A 21,061-nucleotide genomic window follows, 5' to 3' on the forward strand; every position below is an offset into this window, starting at 1 on the left:
CTTCGTTGTCTTCTGCGAATCTCGTTCGCATCAGCAACTTTTATAATATATCACACTATCATTTACTTAGCAAGTTTTTTTTTGAAAGATGTTAATGTAATTGAAAGCTGTGATATGTCGCCGTCAAAAGCGGCAAGGAATAATATATCACAGCATTTCAATGCCGGTCAAGTCTTTTATTTCAACTAATTACTTCTTCTATATACAGATGCCGTTGCTGCATTAAATTTCGGATTTCACCCTGTATAGAAACCATGGGTCTGGTTGGATGCTGGTTATCCGTAAATACGATCTCACCTGTGCTTCCATCGCTAAGCCTCACCCGGGTTCCAGAGTGTAAAGCCGTTACCTTATGAATAAAAGTCTGAACAATCTTCGGATCAAGCTTACCGAAAGCTTCAAGCTGAATTTGCTCTAGCACCACATAAGGCGATTGAGCACTACGATAAAATTTATCCAGCGTCATCGCGTGGAAGATATCGGTTACCGCAACAATCTTGGCATAGACGTGAATCTTATTGCCTTCAAGCCGAAGCGGATAACCCGATCCGTCTACCTTCTCATGATGTTGTAGCGCGGCCAGCCTTACACCTTCGTTCACTGCCGCGACGTTCTTAAGAATCTGATAGCCATACGTCGTATGCTGCCGAACCTCTTCATTCTCTTCCTCCGTCAGTTTGGATGGCTTGTTTAAAATAATGGGATCGATCTTGGCATTGCCGATATCGTGCAATAAACCGGCAAAGGCAACCTGCATCCAATCTTTCTGCGGAAGTCCCATCCACTGAGCCAGTTTATATGAGGATAGGGCACACAAAACCGCACTGTGATATCGGTAGTCATGTCGATTGGTCATTCTCGGTATAAATTTGAGGACATGGTAATCATGCTGATGGCTAAGCAAGCTCTCCAACTGATTGCGAACCTCATACATCCTCAGCTCGCCCGTAATAGCCGATTGATAGCAATTCTTAACCAGCATCATCGTCTTGTCATACTCCTCATGCAGGGGCAAGTCCTTTCTTGTGAAGGTCTCTTCTGCACCGCTACCCTGGTTATTGTCTGTAAAAATCAGCGATGGCTTTTGTCCGGCGGACTTGACGGTTGGTATTCTCGTACTCTCGGCCTCTACGGATTCCACAGCCACCTGCTCCACCATAAAAGCTCTGAGCACTTCTAAATCTCGCGGAAGCAAGACCTTCCCTTTGTGAAGCAATAGGCCTCCAAGAGGCGTATACACATCTTTAGCCAGTTTGACACCAGCGGTTACTTCATTCACGGCTTTGATCGTCATGACCAACCCTCTCCATCTGTTAAGCTGCCGATGGCAGCAAACTTGACCTTATCATTATACATATTATAGTTCGACTTCCTCAGCCTGTACAATACCAATTCCCTGAATTTGTCATGCCTCCAAAATAAAAAAAGCACGGCTGCAAAACTCGCATCCGTGCTTATGTTTATTACTCTTCAGTCGGGTCGATAGGATCTTCGGAATCCACTGGCCCCGCTGTTTCAGAGCCTTCTACCCATTCTTCGTCTTCGATCTCCTCGGGCTCATCACTCTTATCTGCTCGGCAGACGGTACCCACTGAATCATCCTCACGAATGTTAATCAGCTTCACGCCTTGAGCATAACGGCCCATGGTTGAGATTCCTTCCATGCTTGTGCGAATAATGGTACCGCTGGACGTAATAATCATGAGATCTTCTTCCGACTTCACGACTTTCAATGCCACAACCGGACCATTCTTCTCCGTGATATTGATCGTCTTGATCCCTTTACCGCCACGTGTCTGGCTGCGATAGTCACTTGCAGGTGTCCGCTTACCATAGCCTTTGGTCGTTACGATGAGGATATCGAGCTCCTGGTCAACCACGTCCATGCCGATGACTTCATCATGGTCATCCAGCGTAATCCCTTTAACCCCCGTCGCACTTCTTCCCATTGAGCGCACATCGCTCTCCTTGAAGCGGATGGACATTCCTTGTGCGGTTCCCATAATGATCTCTTGCTGACCGTCAGTCAGCTTAACCTCAATCAAGGAATCGTCTTCACGCAGGTTAATGGCGATCAGACCGCCTTTGCGGATATTTACATAATCCTCAAGCGGGGTTTTCTTAACGACGCCTTGATGCGTAGCAAAGAACAGGAAATTATCACTATCAAAGTTCTCTACCGGGATCACGGCATTAATCGATTCACCCTGTTCGATCTGGATCAGGTTAATGATCGGCGTACCACGGGCCGTTCGACTAAGCTCAGGAATCTCGTAAGCCTTCAGTCGATACGCCTTGCCTTTATCCGTAAAGAACATGAGGTAGTGGTGAGAATTCGTTACGAAGAGATGCTCGACAAAGTCCTCACTTTTCGTATCCATGCCCACAACGCCCCGTCCACCCCGCTTCTGGCTGCGATACGTATTCGCAGGCAGACGCTTGATATAACCGGTATGCGTAATGGTTATGATTACTTCCTCACGCGGAATCAGATCCTCATCGAGGATGCTATCTTCACCAACCGTAATCTCCGTACGGCGTTCATCCGAGAAGCGCTCCTTGATCTCTTGCAGTTCGTCATTGATGATCTGCAGCACGAGATGCTCATTAGCCAAAATTTCACGCAATTCTGCGATCTTGGCCAGCAGCTCCTGGTACTCGTTCTCGATCTTCTCGCGCTCTAGTCCTGTCAGTCGCTGCAAACGCATGTCCAGAATCGCCTGTGCCTGCTCTTGGCTAAGCCCAAAGCGTCCCATCAAGCCTTCACGCGCAGCCTCCGTCGTCTGGGATGCACGAATGAGGGCAATGACCTCATCCAGATGATCAAGGGCGATCCGCAAACCTTCGAGGATATGGGCGCGCGCCTCTGCCTTCCGGAGTTCAAATTCCGTACGGCGACGAATGACAATTACTTGATGTTCCAGGTAGTGGAACAGAACATCGCGCAGGTTTAAGATTTTCGGCTCATTATTCACGATGGCAAGCATGTTAATACCGAAATTGGATTGCATCGCAGTATGCTTATACAGATTGTTCAGGACCACATTTGGATTCACATCCCGGCGCAATTCAATCACGATGCGCATACCATTACGGTCTGACTCATCCCGTAGGTCCGTAATGCCATCAATCCGCTTCTCGCGCACTAACTCAGCAATCTTCTCGACCAAACGAGCTTTGTTCACTTGATATGGAATCTCATGCACGACGATGCGTGCCTTATTGTTGTTCTCTTCGATGGTCGCCTTCGCCCGCATCGTTACCGAACCGCGTCCCGTACGATAGGCTTGACGTATCCCTTCACGGCCAAGAATATAACCTGCTGTCGGGAAATCCGGTCCTTGGATATATTCCATAAGCTCCATCGGCGTAATGTCCGGGTTACGAATCATCGCCTGAACGCCATCGATAACTTCTCCGAGATTGTGCGGTGGAATGTTGGTCGCCATTCCGACTGCGATTCCGGAAACACCGTTAACCAGCAAGTTAGGATAGCGTGCAGGAAGGACAACCGGCTCCTGTTCCTCGCCATCGTAGTTCGGTGCGAAGTCTATAGTCTCTTTATTGATATCTCTAAGCATTTCCATGGCGATCTTGGATAGACGAGCTTCGGTATACCGCATAGCCGCTGCCATATCCCCGTCGATGGAACCGAAATTACCATGCCCGTCAACAAGCATGTAACGCATGGAGAAGTCCTGAGCCATCCGGACCATGGATTCATACACTGCGGAATCACCGTGAGGATGGTACTTACCAATAACCTCGCCAACGATTCTTGCTGATTTCTTATGCGGTTTATCCGGCGCCATTCCGAGTTCAGACATCGCATATAAAATACGACGGTGTACCGGCTTCATTCCGTCCCGCACATCCGGCAAAGCCCGGCTGACAATGATGCTCATCGCGTAATCCATAAAGGATTCGCGCATCTCGGTACCAATGTCCCGATCTTTGATTTGGGAGAAATTTTCTTCGGCCATGCTGGACCTCCTTCATTTTCCTATCAACCATGCCTTGCTCTATGTGAAAAAAGCAGAATAGTGATCAGAAACCTATAAACACACTAACCTTTATTATATTACTTTCACAAACCGGACACAATTAAACCCGGTAGTATTTCAGTGAAGGCATGATTTTTGCCCCCAAACCGGGATATACGCCCTGTCCTCCGTGCCCTTATTCACATACAATGCAATGCGAAGAAGTTTTCGAATCATCACATCTTTATATTATACCACTGATTGTCATACTTGTCCTATGTTTTCCGGGTATAGCCGCAGCTTGCTACCATGATCGAAAACTTTAAATTTACATTAGCGTTCGTTGTATGACAATTCGTATCCCCACATCAAACGGCCGGAAAGGATGAAGATGGTTGACTATCCAACGCGTTGCTAGTAAATGGGCAAAAACAAAGATTATTCTGAACAATAAAGGACTCGCCTCTTATGTTCCCTCAACCCGCCAGTACACTTTGGAAGCTCTTGAAGAAATGCTGAATATCCACACACTTGTCTTTATCAAACCGGATCGAGGAACCTATGGCATCGGCGTCATGTCCGTCGAGGAATTAGCTATAGCTAACCAGCTGGTGAAACTGAAACGACCTATAAACTGCGCCATGATCAAAAAACGGAGATATTCAGTTCCGTCGAAAGTCTTCATAACACCCTCCAGCCCCTCTTCAAGGGTCAGGCTTATTTGATCCAGAAGGGCATACATCTGCTCCGCCATCAAGGACGCCCGTTCGATCTTCGGGTGCTTACGCAGAAGAGCCCTGCCGGGCAATGGGTCAGCACCGGCATCATTGGCCGGGTCGCCGCTAAGAACAAGATTATTACCAATCACCATAGCGGCGGTGTCGTCCATCATTACAAACCATTAATGCTTGAGCATATGACCGACACGGAAGCGGAAAATATTCGCCGGGAATTATATGTACTCGGCGTCAACGTTGCGGCGCAGCTGCAGAAATCTTATCCCCATCTCAAAGAGATTGGGCTCGATGTGGCTATCGACAACCGCTGGAACATCTGGATCCTCGAGGTAAACACGAAGCCGGCGCTGTTCCCGTTCAAGAAATTCTTTAAGGATCCAAGCGTCTATCAGAAGGTCAAGAAATATGCCAATGCCTATGGTCGCAAGTTATCCAGCAAGAAAAAAGCCAACTAACGAACACTAATCTTCGAAACATAAGAGGGGTGCCTCCCAAGGTCATTAACCCCGGGGCACCCCTCTCTTCACGATTCGTTATACGTCCAAGTTACGGACCGTCTTCGCATGCTCTTGAATGAAATCCCGACGCGGCTCTACGTTGTCACCCATGAGGGTATCAAACAACGTATCTGCCAAAATCGCATCCTCGATCGTTACCTGCAACATCGTACGACTCTCTGGATCCATCGTGGTTTCCCATAGCTGACCAGCGTTCATCTCGCCGAGACCCTTATAACGCTGTACGTTAATCTTGACGTTCTCGCCGAATTCTTTAATGATCTCATCGCGTTCCCTCTCACTACCAGCATAACGAATGACCTTATTGCGCTCAACCTTAAAGAGCGGTGGTTGGGCGATATAAATATATCCCGCTTCAACCAGTTTACGCATGTAACGGTAGAAAAACGTCAGCAGCAGTGTTCGAATATGCGCGCCGTCGACGTCGGCATCGGTCATGATGATGATTTTGTGATAACGGGCTTTGGACAGATCGAAATCTTCAGCGATGCCCGTGCCCAGTGCGGTAATGATCGCCCGGATCTCTGCATTGGAGAGAATACGATCCAGACGCGCCTTCTCCACGTTAAGGATCTTACCCCGAAGCGGCAAAATCGCTTGGAAATGCCGGTCACGCCCTTGCTTGGCAGATCCGCCGGCAGAGTCGCCTTCGACGATGTACAGTTCACTAATGGAGGCATCCTTGGACGAGCAGTCTGCCAGCTTACCTGGCAAAGCACTCACTTCAAGTGCACTCTTACGGCGTGTCATCTCGCGCGCTTTACGAGCGGCTTCTCGCGCACGTGACGCCTGGAGCGCTTTCTCCAAGATTCGGCGGGAAACCGACGGGTTCTCCTGCAGAAATTCTTGCAGCTTCTCTGCAAACAGCGACTCTACAATACCTCGAACCTCACTGTTACCAAGCTTGGTCTTAGTCTGTCCTTCAAACTGCGGCTCCGGCACTTTAACCGAAATAATTGCGGTCAATCCTTCACGTACGTCTCTCCGGACAAGTTGTTATTATTATCCTTGATCATCCCCGTCTTCCGGGCATAATCATTAATGATACGGGTGAGCGCACTCTTGAAGCCTGATTCATGCGTACCGCCTTCATGGGTATTGATATTATTAGCAAAAGAATAGATATTCTCGGTATAACTGTCGTTGTACTGAAGCGAAACTTCAACCTGGATATTATCACGGGAGCCTTCTACATAGATCGGGTCCTCGTGAAGTGCTTCCTTCTTCTCATTCAAGAACTTGACGTATTCAATGATCCCGCCTTCGTACTTGAAATAATCAGAAGCTCCAGTACGCTCGTCCGTTAATGTAAGGGCAATTCCCTTGTTCAAGAAAGCTAACTCGCGAATACGTGTCAGCAGCGTATTATAGTCATAAACGGTAGTCTCCGTAAAAATCTCGGGATCCGGCAGGAAGGTTACGGTCGTACCGTGATCATCCGTGTCGCCCACTACCCTAATCTCGTATTGCGGCACACCACGATGATATTCCTGTTGATAGACATGGCCGTCACGCTTAACCTGAACCACAACTTTTGAAGACAGCGCATTAACGACCGACACCCCTACGCCATGGAGCCGCCGGATACTTTGTAGCCGCCACCGCCAAATTTACCGCCGGCATGCAGCACCGTCATTACGACTTCCAGTGTTGACTTCTTCAATTTTGCGTTCTCGCCAACTGGAATACCGCGTCCGTTATCGATAACCGTTACGCTGTTATCTTCATGAACAATAATCTCGATATGGTCGCATATCCCCGCCATCGCCTCGTCAATACTATTGTCCACAACTTCCCACACCAAATGATGCAGACCTTTGGCACTGGTGGATCCGATGTACATACCTGGACGTTTACGAACTGCTTCCAGACCTTCCAGTACCTGAATCTGATTCTCATCATATGTCGGTTGATTCATAGACATGCCTTCACCTACTTCTACAGATTCTGTTTATACCTGGCTGCAAAATGATTCGCCCGTTTCTTAAGTGTTGCTGAGGAGATTGGAGAGTAGTAGACGATCGTTTTCGTCACCACGATGGATTTCGGATCTTCTTCGCCAATCAGCTCGACAACCTTATGCTGCTGGGCATGCGTGACGAACTGCTTGGAGATTTTCGAGGATTTCTCGATCGAAATATCGAATATCCCAACCAGCTCGGACGTACGGATGATCTTCTCTCCGCCCAAATGAATATACATATGGATTTCACTCCTTAAGAGCCCACCTGTCCATCATGGACATGAAAAATGCTGGCACCCTTCAATTTGTCGGTATTCAAACTTTCGATACCCGTTGCCGTGATGAATGTCTGCACTTTGCTCTGGAAGGTCTCAATCAATTGTGTCTGCCGGTACGGATCCAATTCAGAGAGCACATCGTCCAGCAGCAACACCGGGTATTCTCCGATCTCTTCCTGTATCAGCTCGATTTCAGCTAGTTTTAAAGATAGCGCTGTCGTCCGTTGTTGGCCTTGTGAGCCGTACGTTTGAACTTCTTTGCCATTAATATAAAAAGCCAGATCATCTCGATGAGGACCTGCCAATGTCATACCACGCCGTATTTCTTGCTCTTTCATTTGTGATAATTTTATCATAAATGTCTCAAATAAGACAGCTTCATCTTCTTCCACCGCGTCCGCAAAGGACGGGAGGTAGTGTAAAGATAGCTCTTCCAGGCCATTGGTGATGCTTGATGAATGCTTTCAGCCCATTTTTGCAGCTTTTTTATGAATTGTTTCCTTTTCTTGACGATTTTAACACCATGTTCTGCCAATTGGCTATTCCAGATGTCTAGCATGGCGGTTTCTACACCGCTCTTCCCCCACAATTGCTTCAGCAGATTGTTGCGCTGTACCAGCACCTTCTGGTACTGCTGCAAATGAAAGAGGTAGCTCGGCGCTACCTGACCGATTTCCATGTCAAGAAACCGGCGGCGAACCCCCGGCGTGCCTTTGACAATCTCTAAATCTTCAGGTGCAAACATAACCACGTTCAGCGACCCTATAAAATCGCTCAGCTTCCGCTGCTCAAGTCCATTTATCTTTGCTTTTTTCCCCTGTTGAGACAAACTCAGCTCCAGCTTTAAGGCTCCATATTTCCGGTCTACCTCAGCTGCGACATGGGCATGGGTCTGTTCAAATGCAATCAACTCTTTGTCCTTGGAGGTTCGGTGGCTCTTTGTCAAAGCGAGTACAAAGAGCGCCTCCATCAAATTTGTTTTCCCCTGAGCGTTTCGTCCGATAATCAGATTCACATCCCCGAACGGCTCGAGCTGCAGCTGCTCATAGTTGCGATAATGCTGCAGACTGACATTTTTGACAAACAAGTTTATCCTCTCCCTCGTCTGTTCGCGCATAGCGCCAAAGCGGCTGCGGGAGGCTGTCTATTGTGCCACCACCTGAAACGTGCCGCAGTCCTCTACCTGGATGATGTCGCCGGGAACCAGCTTGCGCCCACGTCTCTCTTCCTTCTCATCGTTTACGAGCACGGCCCCTTCCTGCAGCAATGCCTTTGCCATCCCTCCTGTGGATACGCAATCGGACAGCTTCAGGAATTGATCGAGCTTTATATACGCACTGTGGATAAATATTTGTTTCATGACTCTTCCTTTCATCCTGTCAACATGGGGATAACTTAATTAGCGGTACGGTAAGGCAAAATAATATATTGGCTCTTGCTGTCATCCAGTGGCTTCAGAATAATCGGGCTCATGACGCCCATGAAAGCAATCATCAGCTGTTCGCTTTCAACCACTTTCAGTACGTCTAGCATGTATTTCGAGTTGAACGAGATCCGCAGCGGCTCGCCGTTGAAATCGATCAGATCCAATTCTTCGCGTACTTTACCGAGATCTGACGAGCTCGAAGAAATTTCAATCCCGCCCTGCTCCAACGTTTGCAGCAGCACAATGTTAGTTTTCTCCTCTTTCGAGAGCAAATAAGCACGGTCAATCGATTCACTTAATTTTTTTGTGTCCAGGACGAGTTCTGTTTTGTGCGAAGTTGGAATAATCCTAGAAGTATCGGGATAAATGCCGTCCAATATACGAGAGTAGAACAACACACGGTCAATTTTAAATAATACCTGATTATCAGCTACAACGATATCGACCAACGTATTCTGATCCGGAATGATTTTACTGAGCTCGTTCAAAGTCTTGCCTGCAATGACAACATTGTTAAACGTTATATCATCTACGCCTTCTAGCTGTGCAGAACGAGTCGCTAGTCTATGGCGATCTGTGGCGGTAAATTTCAGTTCATTGTTGTTCAAGCTCCATAGTACACCCGTCAATATCGGCGTTGTCTCGTGTGTGGAAATCGAGAATACGGTCTGCTTGATCATATTTTTTAACAAATCTCCTGGCAACGATACCGTTTGGCTATCTTCGATGTTAGGTAATACTGGGAATTCTTCTGGGTCCAAACCTACCAATTGAATTTCGGTTGCACCGGCAGAGATAAACGTATGGAAGTTCTCTTTAACCTCCATCTGAATTTGCTGGGAAGGCAGTTTCTTAATAATCTCGACGAAAAATTTGGCTGGGAGCACGACGCTGCCTGGCGTTTCGACGTTTACGATCGTCTGTTTCTCATCTTCCGCTGGAATAAAGGATTGAATTGAAATATCGGTATCGCTGGCGGTTAAGGTTACACCTGAATACGTAACATCTAGCTTGATCCCGCCAAGAATTGGGATGGTTGTCCGGCTGGAGATTGCCTTGGACACATGCTGAATGGATTCGTTAAGTACATTTTTTAATATGCTGATTTTCATTAATTTCACTCCTTGCGGAAAAATGAGAGGGGGTTGTTCTCTCTTGGCGAAGGCCAAGAATGCTCCCTCTTTATGGTTAAATTATTATTAATTATTAATAGTAATAGTAGTAGGGACACTGAATATGTGGATAAGCCTAAGAAACGGCATAAAATTAAGCTATCCACATGTGTATAGATTGTGCATAGGCTTTGAACTTGTTCAGGTAGGATTTTTGATTTTCTCTGTTAAATTGTTGACCACTTTAAACAGATCCTGGTCGTTCTTCAGAGATTGGGTAATCTTCTCGTGGGCATGTATGACAGTGGTATGATCCCGGCCCCCGAACGCTTCTCCGATCTTTGGAAGAGAATAATCGGTTAATTCACGGGACAAGTACATCGCAATTTGCCGCGGAAAGGCTACGGCCTTCGTCCGTTTACGCGCTTTGAAGTCTTCAAGCCGAAGGTTGTAATATTCGCCTACCTTCTGCTGAATATCCTGAATGGTAATCATTCTTGGCCGGCTTGACGGAATAATATCTTTCAGGGCTTCGGCTGCCAGATGCGTCGTTACATCCTGATTGGTTAATGAAGAATAGGCTACGACACGTATAAGCGCACCTTCCAACTCTCGAATGTTCGTATCGATCTGGTTGGCAATATACATCATGGCTTCGTTCGGAATGTCCAGATTCTCGGCCTTCGCTTTCTTGCGAAGGATCGCGATTCGCGTCTCCAGATCCGGCGGCTGAATGTCCGTAATCAGTCCCCATTCAAACCGTGAGCGGAGCCGCTCTTCCAGCGTAGGTATTTCCTTTGGCGGACGGTCACTGGAGATGATGATCTGCTTACGTTCCTCATGCAGGGCATTAAACGTATGGAAAAATTCCTCTTGCGTCGATTCCTTTCCTGCCAGGAATTGAATATCGTCAATGAGCAGGATATCGACACTGCGGTACTTATTGCGAAAACTCTCTGCACGGTTATCACGGATGGAGTTAATGAACTCGTTGGTGAACTTCTCAGAGGAGATGTACACGACCTTGCTGCTGGGATTATGCTCTAGGATGTAGTGGCCAATGGCATGCATTAAGTGTGTCTTTCCTAGCCCAACACCACCATATAAAAACAAGGGGTTGTAGGCTTTAGCCGGAGCTTCTGCTACAGCGAGAGAGGCAGCATGCGCGAACCGATTACCCGAACCAATGACGAAGGTGTCGAAGGTATACTTCGGATTCAGCATGTGGGATTGAATTTCATCCCCGGATACCTCCAGGACGGGTGCAGGCTGATGTGGAACAGGCTCATGTGACTTAGCCTCTTCAATAACGAAGCGAACATCGACCTGCTTGCCAATCACCTCAAAGAGCGTGGAGCTGACCAGCTTCGTATATCGACTTTCCAGCCATTCCACCGCAAAAGTCGTCGGTGCGGAGATGACAACGGAATGATCGTTAATAGTCAATGCTTTTGTCGCTTTGAACCAAGTATCAAAACTCGGTTTACTCAGCTTCGTTTGTATAATCGCTAATATTTCTTGCCATAATTCGGAAGTATGGCTTTCCAAAACTGTCACTCCTTTAAATCTTCCAAATGTGGCTAGAGCCATGAGTGGAAATGTCGAAAGAAACTGAATGATGTCTAATTATCCCCAGTGCTAGAATCTCTGAAAACAAAAAAACATGGATAAATTGAAATTGTTCACAACTTTATCCACAGGCTGTTGATAATTCAAACTCTTCATTCACATATTCACAACCAAAAGTAATATAATCATAGCAAAAGAAGCCCTTGTTTTCAATGTATGCCGCTAATTTATCCACAAATTCAATACGTTGTGCATAAAATTTATTCACACCACTATATATTGTTTATAATCTGTTTGAGATTCGACAACGTGACCCAGATTGCGAGAAATATTATGCACAGGTTGTCCAATCGACAAGCGGAATTTTCCTCTCTCACCATCTGTTCATAACTTCTGCTTGAATATACTAACGAGCCATAGAATCAACCAAAGGTGAAAAATGGCTGTGGATAAGCCGTGTTTGATCTTCCTGGATCGAACACGGCTTGTTTTTTGATGCAGTAATCGCTTAGTCACGACTACACTGCGACCAATCTGAAGATCGATACGTAATCAAATTTAAGGGTTAATGGATATTCTGTCCCATCCTCCGTTGTAAAGGAAGAGAACCGCATAACTGAAGTCCTGCTTCGTTCGTAGATCATATAGGGGGCTTCGAGCACCTCTCCAAAGGCGGCTAGTACTTCCTCTGTATCTGGAGAAAGTATATGTGGTATTTGTTCTAAAAGGTCAGTAAGCGTTTTACGACCCCTAAGCCCTGCTCTTCCTCAATATAAAGCCGGATTTGTTCACTTCCTAGGGCCAAAATTTCAGATTGAATAAAAGAGGAGTGATTTCACCAATTTCATCGATAACTAGGTTAATCGCTAAAGGGCCATAGTAAGGGATCTAGAAAATTCAAAAGTTAGATGAGAATAATCAAGAGGTAAGGTGATATAGATGCTCCTTACCTCCTTTTTATTTACTTTGGTTATTGTGAATAAAGCTAAAAAGAGCAAAAAGAAAGGGATCAATGGAAAGCTTTTCTATGTATATACTTATCTCTAAAGTTGGCTGAACAAAGCTTAAGTTCCTCCTGCTCTTTGCTAACTCTTCGTGACCCGTATGAAAATTAACCTCTCGTAAATGGCTTAGCTTTGAAATCGCCTGTATGGATTCTCCTTCAACATCTATTACTAATGCCCGACCTATCGCTTTTTCTTTAATCGTACCAATTGCTTCATCATTTTTATAAATCGTCCACGAAGCCGTAGTGACAAATGCTTTAAATTGGTTTTGAAGCTTCACCTCATAGACATCCCTCGAAATTTGACTATGCCCCAGCACATTTAAAACAAAGTTCGGTGAAATATGTCTACAAGACTCCAGTAGCTTATTTGGATTATATCTTTGCATGACGCCCCATAGCTTATTTTCGTGATCCATAACCGAAATTTTTTTGACACTTGCCGAATACTTAGGTATTTCATAGCACAGTTTCATTACATCCACCCTATTCTTTCAATTAAGGAATACCTATTTATTTCCTATCTTTCACAACCTTAATACTTAGACTTTGAAAAAGTAAAAAACAAAAAAGAGAAGCTGCTTTATCGATTGGCTTCCCTTTGCTCCACTCTCTACTTAAACTCTTTACTTTTGCTTCAATCATTCTGGTTCAATTATGAATATGACTATTGGCGATACGATCTTTTCCTCAACGATTTCAGTAATCCTATGGCTTTCCACAACGTTAAGGGCTGGATCTACACCAATAACGACATCTATAAATACCTTGTTGCCATGGACCCTTCCTTTAATATCCTTAATACACTTTACTCCCGTAATTTGAGAAATGGTTGCTTTGATTTCTTCAAGCTTTTTTTCATCAAAGCCATCTGTCAAAGCGTGGGAGGAATCTCTAAAGATGTTCCAAGCCGTTTTACAGATAATCAATCCCATTAAAAAGGCTGTCAATGGATCAACCATGGCAATCCGAACTGAGAGCCTACTATCCCGATAAACGCCCCGATACTAACCAAAGCATCCGAACGATTATCTACGGCTACGGCCTTCATTGCATTACTAAGGACTGTCCATTTTCCCACTTGCTTACGCTTGATAACTAACACCTAATCGGGTTGCTAGCTGCTCTTGGGTTATCCGGGAAGTGTACATGGGGGTGAAGAATCGCAAAATGAACTGGAAAAACGGGGTTGTGCTCATTAGGGGAGGGTTCGTGATGGTGTTCATTGCACCATGGGCAACGAGATTTTATACGGGCCAACATTTCTATCTTAACCATTATAAATACACGGAATACGGCAGAGCTGAGAATGGACGATTGAATATTGGAGCACGAATAGCTCCAATGAGGTTATGTTTGTTCATACCAATGGCGGGGAGAAGATCGTTCAGATTGGAGCAGAGAATTATCAGGTTCGACAAAACGATGAGAGAATTACTTCATATGAAGTAATTTATCCTGACGGCAAGAAGTATCAATGGCAAAAAGATGACGTGACGGCATATGATGAGAAAGGGGAGCTGGTATTTTCTAGCTTCTCTATATTCGCTCGCTTCATTCCTTTTTGCCTGGTGCGGATTTAAGTACGAGCTTTTCCAGCGTTTTTTGTTTCATATCTCTCCATCCAAATGGATGGTCGAGAATCCCGAGCCTAACGATTTCTATTTCTTTATGTGCAAAGTGGGTGGAGTGGCCAGTATGGGGCTGTCACTGTGGTTATTTTTAGCGCACGCCATTTAACGCTCTAAGAGCAAAATCCCGTATCGATGGACCCACCATCAATACGGGATTCTTTTTATTATCAATCATATTATTCATCTATTGCTGTTCGAATCGTTGTTGGAACTCGGCAATCGCCTCGTAATCTTCCTCCATCTTCCGCGAAACGCGAATATAGATCGGGAGCAGCGCTTTGTAAATATCCGCGTTCTCCTTGACGGGATGATGGACATGGGTTCCTCCCACCATGTTGGATACGACCTCCAGCGATTCGGCTCTTCCTGTAGCATATAGACCCAGTACGGCGGCGCGAGGCATGAGCTTTCATGGCTCTCCGGTACGATTACTTCCTGATCAAAAATATCCGCCATCATCTGCCGCCAGATGGGAGAACGGGCAAATCCACCGGTTGCATGAATCTTGGTTGGGCGACCCATCTGTTCTTCCATCGCAAGCAGTACGGTATACATATTAAAGATAACACCCTCTAGTACCGAACGGATCATATGCTCTTTACGGTGATTCAGAGTCAACCCGAAGAACGAGCCGCGAGCATTTGGATCCCATAATGGTGCGCGTTCTCCAGTCAGATACGGATGGAAAATCAAGCCGTTCGCACCTGGAGAAACACGCTCCGCAATCTTCGTTAATACTTCATATGGATTGATGCCAAGTCGCTTGGCGGTTTCGATCTCGGAGGCGGCAAATTCGTCCCGTACCCAGCGGAAAATCATGCCGCCATTGTTGACGGCACCACCGATAACCCAGTGTTTCTCCGTTAGTGCATAACAGAAAATACGTCCTTTCGGATCGGTCATCGGCTTGTCCACAACCGTTCGGATCGCGCCGCTGGTTCCGATCGTTGCGGCAACGACGCCCGGTGAAATGGCATTCACGCCAAGGTTCGACAGAACGCCGTCAGCTGCGCCAAGTACGAACGGCGTTGTTTTGGAGAGACCCATCGCTGCGGCATATTCGCTTTTCAGCCCCTTCATCAAATGTGTGGTTGGTGCAATTGCAGATAGAGACTCATCTGTAATTCCAGCGAATTCGAGCGCCTGCGGATCCCATGTCAAGGTCTCCAGGTTCATCATGCCAGTACTGGATGCGATCGAGTGATCTACGACATATTCACCGAACAGCTTGAAATAAACATATTCCTTAATAGAAATAAATTTAGCGGTTCGATTAAATATGGCCGGCTGCTCATGGCGGAGCCACATCAATTTGGTAACAGGGGACATGGGATGAATCGGTGTTCCGGTTCTGTGATACAGCTCCATGCCGCCGAGTTCATTCTTTAATTTGGCCGACCATGTCTTGCTGCGGTTATCTGCCCATGTCATGCAGCGAGTTAAGGGAAGTCCTTGTGCATCAACGGCGATGACGCTATGCATCGCTGCACTGAAGGATACGAACATCACGTGATCCGGATCTACGCGACTATCGGTCATGATAGCCTGTACAGAGGCAATGACGGTCTGAAAGATTTGCTCTGGATCTTGTTCGGCCGTCAGCGGAGTAGGGGTAAGGAGCGGGTATTCGCCACCGGCCTTAGCCACAATCTCTCCTTGTTCCGTAAAAAGAACGGCCTTGGTACTCGTCGTTCCAATGTCGACACCAATCATATAATTCAATGGATTCATTAAAAAGTCACACCTTCTTTCCAAAGCTTAAATAAAGTGTTTGACGGGAGTCATTAAAATAATGCTCTGTTGCACTCAGGATCCGCGACGCATCATACGACTCCATCTCCTGTATGAACTGTAGATGTTTCTCCATCACATGTTGGACTGCAGTTACTCCTCCAAGAAATATCTGTTTCGTAGTAATGAGCATGACGGTACTGACGATTGGCCGAATGCTTCTCCATAAATGAAGAATACGGCGATGATTCGCCTCCGTTATGATCGATTCGTGGAATATCAGGTCCTGATGTGCGAATTCAACCGGATCATGATGTTTATAAGCCAGCTCCATGCGCTCCACGGTTTGTCTCAAGTTCGTAATGAGCTCGCTTTGATCTTGAGCAAATACATGTTGTTGAACAAAGCTTTCTATTAGGTAGCGGACATCATACAATTCTTCCACTTCCTTTAAGGAGAGACCGATAACTCTTGCCCCCATGCGCTCCAGCTCGATCAATCCTTCGCTTGCAAGAGTCCTCAGCGCTTCTCGCACGGGAGAGCGGCTGATGCCGAATTCACTTGCAATGCGATTCTCCGAGAGCGTGTCACCAATGGGGATGACGCCGCTAATGATTTGCAGCCTTAGTTCATGGGCGATCCCTTCGCCAAGAGAGGTGCCACGCAGCCAGGTTTCGGGATTCTTCATGATTCATCTCCAGTCCAAATGCGATTGCTGTATACTTGTATACAACTTAGGTATGATCATATACTACGCTTTAATAGAGGTGCTGTAAATATGACGAAAGACATGAATGAATATCTTTGGGTGTGGGTAGAAAAAGATAGGTTACTTTTATCAGGTTATCCCCATGTGGATAAATCAAACCCAACATGTTGCGGTTCACTCAGCTGTGGAAAACTTTATGGTGCGATCAGCTTTAAGTTTACGTTTGACTTTTGAGCGTGTACGTGATTAAATATATAAAGGCATTTTCTGTGAAGATGAGGAACATTATCCGCTTAACACAAGCGGTCTGTTTGCATGAGATACGTCGATAGGCGTCGGTTCAACAAATCGCGGTCTATTCTTCCGTGAAAGTGCGTCGATAGAGTTATGATCATAAAATAAGTTTTGCGAGAATCCTGTTAAGGGGGTGCATTAAATCATGAGACCAACTTTCAAACCGAATGTGAGCAAGCGCAAAAAGGTTCATGGCTTCCGTAAAAGAATGAGCACGAAGAACGGACGCAAAGTCTTGGCTAACCGCCGTCAAAAAGGAAGAAAAGTGCTGAGCGCTTAATATTGTGCCACGAAGACCACCGAGGTGGTCTTTTTTTCGTAATATCATGGTGCCTTGCTGGGGGAATTCCTTTGGATATGGGAACGGTAAGGTGTCTATAAACCTGATACTTAAGTAAAGTTTATTGAGGTTTATCTGTGTTTTGGCATGACTATACTATTATAATAGGAAGAGTTGCCGGGGCGCATGAGGTAGTATGAAACATGATAACGGCAGGCAGGGAGAGACTTGTGCATAGAAAACTTCGTTTACGGAACCGCACTGATTTCAGTCGCGTATATCGACACGGGAAGTCCTTCGCCAATCATCAATTTGTCGTGTATTGGTCGCGTAAGAGAGAGGTGGAGCAGTTCCGCGTTGGTGTGTCTTGCAGCAAGAAGATCGGAAATGCAGTGGTCCGCAACCGGATGAGACGTCTGGTGAAGGAAATTGTCAGGCAGCATCAGCATGACATAATTCCGCATATGGATTTGATCTTTATCGTACGTAAAGGAGCCCTGGGAAAATCCTATCAGGAGCTGGAAAAAAGCGTGCTGCATGTACTGCGTAAATCTGCACTCTTGAAAGCGAAGAGAGGCTAAATGCTTGTGTTTATTTGTCCATATAAATATGTTATGATTTACCGTGGAATGGCAATGGCGAAGAGAGGGGTTATGAAGTGTCGCAAATGAAGACAAGACGAGGAAAATGGTTCCTCCTCACCGCTGTGATGATACTTGCAGTGGCCGTTTTATCAGGTTGTGCTCCTGGCGAAGACAGATGAAAACGATTGACGACCTGAAAAATGGAGGCTTTTGGCAGAGCAATGTAGTTTATTATTTTACGCTCGCGCTTGATACGTTTGCTAATTGGTTTAACGGCGAATATGGATTATCTGTACTGGTGATGGTGATTATCGTCCGTACCTTGATCTTGCCGCTGACATTGAAGCAGGTCAGAAGTTCGAAGGCAATGCAGGCGATCCAGCCTGAAATCCAAAAAATCCGCGACAAATATAAAGATCAACCTGAAAAAGTTCAAATGGAGACGATGAAGCTCTTCCAAGAGAATAAGGTTAATCCGATGGCGGGATGTTTGCCGCTCATCGTACAGATGCCGATATTTATCGCACTCTATCACTCTATTTATTATAACGGGCTCCTGCGTGAGCACGAATTCTTGTGGCTGCAGTTAGGTCAACCGGACAAGCTGTTCATACTACCGGTGCTAGCTGCCATAACTACTTATTTGCAAACCAAGATGATGATGAAGATGAACCCGTCTCCGCAGATGGGGATGATGCAGTTCATGTTGTTTGTTTATCCGATTCTGATTTTTGTGATGTCCTTCCAGTTCCCATCCGCACTTCCTTTGTACTGGTTCTACAGTAACTTGTACACGATCGTGCAGAACTACTTCTTGTACCGCAACAATGACAAGGCAGCTGTCGTGGCGAGTGTAGCCAGCGCAAATCAAAATAGTCAGAAGAGCAATAAGAGCGGAAACAAGGGTGGCAAGAGTGGTAAAGGGAAAAAAGGTTCGAAGGGAGCCAAAAAGTCGAGATGAGTAAAATCGTCGCAACAGGAAAAACCATTGAAGACGCTGTCGCACAAGGTCTAGCCCAATGGGGCGTAAGCAAGGACCGAGTATCGATTCAAGTATTGAGTCAGCCATCAAGAGGATTCCTGGGCCTGTTTGGGGTCAAGGAAGCGAAAGTTGAACTAACGCTCCTGCCTGACCGCGCCAGCGGCGAATCATCCGGAGCAGAGGTTCCAATCCACCGGCAAGCATCCACGCGTACTCCCGAGGTTAAGATATCACAAAGCTCCGTCGCTGTAGCCGAGCCTGTTGTTCGAACAGAACACCAGGCAGGCTCGGCTAACGATGACAGCAAGGATCCTTACCATGAGGCGATTTTGTTCCTCAAAGATACCGGTCAGGCAATGGGACTTGATATCTCGATCGATGTTGAGAAGGGCAAGGACTATACGACCCTGCAGATATCTGGGGCAGGGCTTGGACTCATGATTGGTCGGAGAGGACAGACGCTGGATGCATTGCAGTATTTAGCGAATATTGTCGCCAATCGATATTCGGATCACTACTTGCGGATCGTGCTGGATGCAGAGAATTTCCGTGCACGGCGCAAGAAGACGCTGGAAGATCTCGCTGATCGACTAGCAGGACGTGTGCTGAAATCCCGTAAAGAAATCGTGTTAGAGCCGATGCCGGCGGCCGAGCGGAAGGTTATCCATGCACGTCTGCAATCCCATGGAGGCGTGAAGACGTATAGCAAAGGCGATGAGCCGAACCGTCGGGTCGTGATTACAACGAAATCATCCTAACCTTGAGTTGAAGATTATATATGAACAATGACTCCTTAAGTTCCAAGAGGGAGTCATTGTTTTTTAAAGAGAGCTATAGATGTAGTGGTGCCTAACTGAAAGAGGTGAATGGAAACGATGTTTAGTGATACAATTGCTGCTATCTCGACGGCTGTAGGCGAGGGTGGCATAGCGATTATTCGTGTTAGCGGACCAGATTCGGTGTCAGAGGTGGAGCGAATCTTTAAGAGCAAAAATAGATTAACGGAAGTAGCATCGCATACCGTCCATTATGGACATATTATCGATCTCAAGTCAGGTGAGCACGTGGAAGAGGTGCTGGTAACGGTCATGCGAGCTCCTAGGTCGTTCACGACAGAGGATGTTGTAGAAATCAGCGCACACGGTGGGGTTATCTCGGTTAAGCGAGTGATGGATCTGCTGCTCCAACTGGACATTCGTCTGGCGGAGCCTGGCGAGTTCACGAAGCGGGCATTTTTGAATGGACGCATCGATTTATCTCAGGCCGAGGCTGTGATTGACCTGATTCGTTCGAAGTCTGACCGGGCCTTCTCCGTCGCTCTGAAGCAAGTAGAGGGCAATCTGTCTCGTAAAATCAATGAATTGCGTCATACCTTGGTCGAGACGTTGGCTCACATCGAAGTGAATATCGATTATCCTGAGCATGATGTAGAATCTCTCACCTCGGAGTTCATTAAAGAGAAGAGTCTGCTTGTCATGAATGAAATCGATAAGCTGCTCAAGACGGCCCAGGAAGGGAAAATTTTGCGTGAGGGGATTACAACGGCTATTATCGGTCGTCCCAACGTAGGCAAATCCTCGCTGCTTAATACATTGGCTCAAGATAATCGGGCGATTGTGACCGATATTCCTGGGACGACACGCGACGTGATCGAAGAGTTCGTGACGATCAATAACATTCCGCTGAAGCTGCTGGATACCGCTGGTATTCGGGAGACGATGGATGTGGTGGAACAGATCGGGGTAGAGCGATCCAAGACAGCCGTAAGTGAAGCCGATCTGATTCTGCTCGTGCTGAATGCGAGCGAGCCACTGCATCAGGACGAACTGGAATTGATGGAACAAATACGCGGTAGACAATGTATCGTGATTATGAATAAAATGGACTTACCGTCTGCTCTCGATATGGATATTCTTCGTCGGTATTATCCGGATGATCTGATTGTACCGATGTCGGTCAAAGCTGAAGAAGGCATCGACCGATTGGAGGAAGCGATCTCGAATCTGTTTTTCAGCGGGAAGATTGAAGGCGGGGATCTGACCTACGTCAGTAATGTTCGCCATATTGCGCTGCTTAAGAAATCGAAACAGTCACTCCAGGATGCTTATGAAGCGGCGGAACAGTTCATCCCGATCGATATGATTCAGATCGATGTTCGAATGGCCTGGGAGCAGCTGGGGGAGATCCTAGGCGAAGCGGTGGGCGACTCATTGATCGATCAGATATTCTCGCAATTTTGTTTGGGCAAGTAAGTC

Annotated in this window: 17 protein-coding genes and 4 pseudogenes; 8 read left to right on the plus strand and 13 right to left on the minus strand. The window is 46.4% G+C overall.

The features are described 5' to 3' along the window. Nucleotides 1-181 precede the first annotated feature (181 nt). Both JCM10914_RS09680 and gyrA read right to left on the minus strand, forming a co-directional pair. A complete protein-coding gene (locus JCM10914_RS09680) occupies nucleotides 182-1,294 on the minus strand; it encodes an HD-GYP domain-containing protein (RefSeq protein ID WP_023960137.1) in 1,113 nt (370 codons plus the stop codon). Nucleotides 1,295-1,463: 169 nt separating this feature from the next. Continuing rightward, nucleotides 1,464-3,983 (minus strand): DNA gyrase subunit A, encoded by a 2,520-nt coding sequence (gene gyrA / locus JCM10914_RS09685; protein ID WP_023960139.1) that lies wholly within the window; start codon nucleotides 3,981-3,983, stop codon nucleotides 1,464-1,466. 395 nt (nucleotides 3,984-4,378) lie between these two features. Between gyrA and JCM10914_RS30025 the strand changes: the two genes are divergently transcribed. Further along, a complete protein-coding gene (locus tag JCM10914_RS30025; RefSeq protein ID WP_231638600.1) occupies nucleotides 4,379-4,708 on the plus strand; it encodes a YheC/YheD family protein in 330 nt (109 codons plus the stop codon). Next, nucleotides 4,642-5,175 (plus strand): YheC/YheD family protein, encoded by a 534-nt coding sequence (locus JCM10914_RS09690; RefSeq protein ID WP_231638608.1) that lies wholly within the window; start codon nucleotides 4,642-4,644, stop codon nucleotides 5,173-5,175. The genes JCM10914_RS30025 and JCM10914_RS09690 overlap by 67 nt, the downstream gene beginning before the upstream one ends. A gap of 78 nt (nucleotides 5,176-5,253) precedes the next feature. Here the strand turns inward: JCM10914_RS09690 and gyrB are convergent. From gyrB to JCM10914_RS09730, 9 genes and pseudogenes are all read right to left on the minus strand, one after another. Then, nucleotides 5,254-7,162, minus strand: a pseudogene (gene gyrB, locus JCM10914_RS09695) (DNA topoisomerase (ATP-hydrolyzing) subunit B). Between the two features lie 14 nt (nucleotides 7,163-7,176). After that, a complete protein-coding gene (gene remB / locus JCM10914_RS09700; RefSeq protein ID WP_023960149.1) occupies nucleotides 7,177-7,440 on the minus strand; it encodes an extracellular matrix regulator RemB in 264 nt (87 codons plus the stop codon). Nucleotides 7,441-7,454: 14 nt separating this feature from the next. Then, nucleotides 7,455-8,566 (minus strand): annotated as a pseudogene (gene recF / locus JCM10914_RS09705) (DNA replication/repair protein RecF). A 57-nt stretch (nucleotides 8,567-8,623) separates the two neighbouring features. Beyond that, the gene (gene yaaA / locus JCM10914_RS09710; RefSeq protein ID WP_023960155.1) at nucleotides 8,624-8,839 is read right to left on the minus strand and encodes a S4 domain-containing protein YaaA; all 216 of its coding nucleotides are present in this window, start codon (nucleotides 8,837-8,839) and stop codon (nucleotides 8,624-8,626) included. Between the two features lie 35 nt (nucleotides 8,840-8,874). Further along, the gene (gene dnaN, locus JCM10914_RS09715) at nucleotides 8,875-10,017 is read right to left on the minus strand and encodes a DNA polymerase III subunit beta (protein WP_023960157.1); all 1,143 of its coding nucleotides are present in this window, start codon (nucleotides 10,015-10,017) and stop codon (nucleotides 8,875-8,877) included. Nucleotides 10,018-10,218: 201 nt separating this feature from the next. After that, a complete protein-coding gene (gene dnaA, locus JCM10914_RS09720) occupies nucleotides 10,219-11,565 on the minus strand; it encodes a chromosomal replication initiator protein DnaA (RefSeq protein WP_023960159.1) in 1,347 nt (448 codons plus the stop codon). Between the two features lie 539 nt (nucleotides 11,566-12,104). Continuing rightward, complete coding sequence (locus JCM10914_RS30030; RefSeq protein WP_370570233.1) at nucleotides 12,105-12,302, minus strand: hypothetical protein; 198 nt, start codon at nucleotides 12,300-12,302, stop codon at nucleotides 12,105-12,107. Between the two features lie 241 nt (nucleotides 12,303-12,543). Beyond that, nucleotides 12,544-13,068: a hypothetical protein gene (locus JCM10914_RS09725; protein WP_036717590.1), complete on the minus strand. Its 525-nt coding sequence runs from the start codon at nucleotides 13,066-13,068 to the stop codon at nucleotides 12,544-12,546. 165 nt (nucleotides 13,069-13,233) lie between these two features. Further along, entirely contained in the window at nucleotides 13,234-13,554 is a 321-nt protein-coding gene (locus tag JCM10914_RS09730; RefSeq protein WP_023960161.1) for a cation diffusion facilitator family transporter, read from the minus strand. A gap of 390 nt (nucleotides 13,555-13,944) precedes the next feature. On the opposite strand from JCM10914_RS09730, the gene JCM10914_RS28830 reads away from it, so the two are divergent. After that, on the plus strand, nucleotides 13,945-14,175 hold the full coding sequence (locus JCM10914_RS28830; RefSeq protein ID WP_023960163.1) for a hypothetical protein: 231 nt from the start codon (nucleotides 13,945-13,947) through the stop codon (nucleotides 14,173-14,175). A 235-nt stretch (nucleotides 14,176-14,410) separates the two neighbouring features. Here JCM10914_RS28830 and gntK read toward each other — a convergent pair. Both gntK and JCM10914_RS09745 read right to left on the minus strand, forming a co-directional pair. Then, nucleotides 14,411-15,957 (minus strand): annotated as a pseudogene (gntK, locus tag JCM10914_RS09740) (gluconokinase). A 7-nt stretch (nucleotides 15,958-15,964) separates the two neighbouring features. Further along, nucleotides 15,965-16,645 (minus strand): GntR family transcriptional regulator, encoded by a 681-nt coding sequence (locus tag JCM10914_RS09745; protein ID WP_023960167.1) that lies wholly within the window; start codon nucleotides 16,643-16,645, stop codon nucleotides 15,965-15,967. 460 nt (nucleotides 16,646-17,105) lie between these two features. Between JCM10914_RS09745 and rpmH the strand changes: the two genes are divergently transcribed. The 5 genes and pseudogenes from rpmH (at nucleotide 17,106) to mnmE (ending at nucleotide 21,058) form a co-directional block, all read left to right on the plus strand. Beyond that, a complete protein-coding gene (gene rpmH, locus JCM10914_RS09750) occupies nucleotides 17,106-17,240 on the plus strand; it encodes a 50S ribosomal protein L34 (protein WP_006207379.1) in 135 nt (44 codons plus the stop codon). A gap of 230 nt (nucleotides 17,241-17,470) precedes the next feature. Next, nucleotides 17,471-17,821 (plus strand): ribonuclease P protein component, encoded by a 351-nt coding sequence (rnpA, locus tag JCM10914_RS09755; protein WP_036717643.1) that lies wholly within the window; start codon nucleotides 17,471-17,473, stop codon nucleotides 17,819-17,821. A gap of 77 nt (nucleotides 17,822-17,898) precedes the next feature. Next, nucleotides 17,899-18,785: pseudogene (locus JCM10914_RS09760) on the plus strand (YidC/Oxa1 family membrane protein insertase). Next, nucleotides 18,782-19,564, plus strand: coding sequence for an RNA-binding cell elongation regulator Jag/EloR (gene jag / locus JCM10914_RS09765; protein WP_023960173.1), 783 nt, complete (start codon nucleotides 18,782-18,784; stop codon nucleotides 19,562-19,564). The pseudogene JCM10914_RS09760 and the gene jag overlap by 4 nt, the downstream one beginning before the upstream one ends. 117 nt (nucleotides 19,565-19,681) lie before the next feature. Further along, nucleotides 19,682-21,058: a tRNA uridine-5-carboxymethylaminomethyl(34) synthesis GTPase MnmE gene (mnmE, locus tag JCM10914_RS09770; RefSeq protein WP_023960175.1), complete on the plus strand. Its 1,377-nt coding sequence runs from the start codon at nucleotides 19,682-19,684 to the stop codon at nucleotides 21,056-21,058. Nucleotides 21,059-21,061: the final 3 nt, after the last annotated feature.

Origin of the sequence: Paenibacillus sp. JCM 10914 (genome assembly GCF_001315105.1) — a bacterium.
Lineage (GTDB): Bacteria > Bacillota > Bacilli > Paenibacillales > Paenibacillaceae > Paenibacillus_AQ.